This is a genomic window from Frankia sp. AiPs1 (assembly GCF_023716945.1).
Taxonomy (GTDB): domain Bacteria; phylum Actinomycetota; class Actinomycetes; order Frankiales; family Frankiaceae; genus Frankia.
In genome coordinates this window covers 1-1,751 of record NZ_JAMQQF010000858.1, presented here as the reverse complement: position 1 = coordinate 1,751, position 1,751 = coordinate 1, and the positions used below count along the sequence as shown (strand labels likewise).

Annotated in this window: 1 protein-coding gene; it reads right to left on the bottom strand. The window is 72.3% G+C overall.

Annotation, left to right across the window (positions count from 1 at the left end; all coding sequences use genetic code 11):
• Positions 1-474: helix-turn-helix transcriptional regulator (locus tag ND748_RS31330; RefSeq protein ID WP_251749909.1), on the bottom strand; the 474-nt coding region annotated here is incomplete at its 3' end.
• Positions 475-1,751: the final 1,277 nt, after the last annotated feature.

The window sequence follows — 1,751 nt, the reverse complement described above, 5'->3', positions numbered from 1 at the left end:
CGCCGGCACCGCGCCCGCCGGCACCGCGCGGCCTGATCCGGGCCCTGTTTCAAGCCGCCCCGACCCGGGCGGTTGCGGGCGGCTGCCCGCAAGGCCCACGAGCCTCGACCAGGCCGCGTCGATGTCCGCGTCCACAGCCGCATCCAGGGCCGCGTCCAGGCCCACCGCCGATGGCCCGGACCCGTCGGCACGCCAGCCGGCGACGGACTCTCCCGGCAGCGGTGGTCGGAACCCCAGCTCGGGCTCCGTGACACCGAACAACTGGCAGTAGGAGCGCCGATAGGCGACCCCGGGAAAAACCTTGCCGAGCTCGTGCCGGCGAATCATTTCCGCGGTCGCCGCCGGCGGGGTGAATCCACTTTTTTCCGGCAACCCGCGCAGCCGCTCGGCGAGGCCGTCCTGGGTCAGGCCGTGCGCCTCACGAAAGCGTCGGAGAATGTTCGGCGTCCATCCCGGATGCCTATCGACCGACATGTCGACTCCGTTCTATCGCCACCGCCGCGCCCCGAGATCAGGATAGTCAGTGGGATGAGACGAACGGGCAGAATTACCGGAACCGGAACCAGCGCATCCTCGATGTCCCTTTCCTGTCCGGTCGTCGGCCGGCCCGGTCGCGGGCCTGCCCGGCCGATCGCCTCCCCGATGCTCTGGCCAGGCCGCCCGGGGTGCGGTGCACTCGAGGTCACGCGGCTGCGCCCGGGTGGACGGGAGGTCCCCGGCCGTGGGGCCGCACACCGGGTGCCGGTCGGCAACGAGTCGCCCCTCGAAGACCGGCACCCAGGTCGGTTCCGGGTGGGCGCCCACGGGCCACGCCGGCCCACCCGGAACCGGCCGCTCGGCGCCGGCTCCCGCCACGAGCACGCGCGCAGCTCTCGAACACCTCCGCGGGGAGCCGCGTCGAATTCCGTCGCCACCGGGATCACCCGCTCACCGAGAACGTGCGGCGATTCGAGCCGCCGCCCGTCCCGTGCGCCGCCGAATGACGGCCTGCACGTCGATTTCGGTCGGCCAGCTCACCGAGAAGCCTTTCAACCCGCTACCCGTTCGGCCCGACGTCGAAGAAACAGGTCCCGGTCTCCGGGATTCCGCGGTAATCCCGACTTCGGCCGCGCGGTGCGCCCGCCGGACGTCGAGCTTTCGCGGCGGCTCGTCGCTCCACCTCCGCAGGCGGATCCCGAGGGTCTCGGCGAGGCGTCCGAACCGTTCGGCCAGCGGCGGAAGTCAGCCCGGGGCCCGCCACCACCGCTTCGTACCCGGCCACTCCGGACCCGGCTACCCCGGACCCGGCGGCCCCGAATCCATGCCCGAGCCAGGCCCGACCGGCGGAGAGGACGTCGAGCGCGCCGACGATCTTGGCGGGAGCCGCACCGCGCAGGATCGCGCTGGTGACGACAACTACCCCATCCGTACACGGAGAGTTGCCCATAGAACGGCATCCCCGCCGCACACGCCCATCAGACCCAACATGACAACAGGCATCTCGCGACGGACTTCCACCCGTAATGCCGGGAAACCCGGATGTACGACAATCCAGGCATGTTCCGTCCGGTGGCCGCCAGAACGGCCGTCGGATGTCCGGGTGGCGCGGCCTGCGGGGTGTACGCACCCTTCTGCGCCAAGATGGTGGCATCGCTCCGTTCGCCCGGCCGACGATCACGTACCGTGGCCAGCGGTCGGGCTCCGGGCCGCAGCCCGGGCCGGTGGGGGCGGCCACGCGGCGCGGTCCGCGCCCGGCGGTCGGCTCGGCGGAC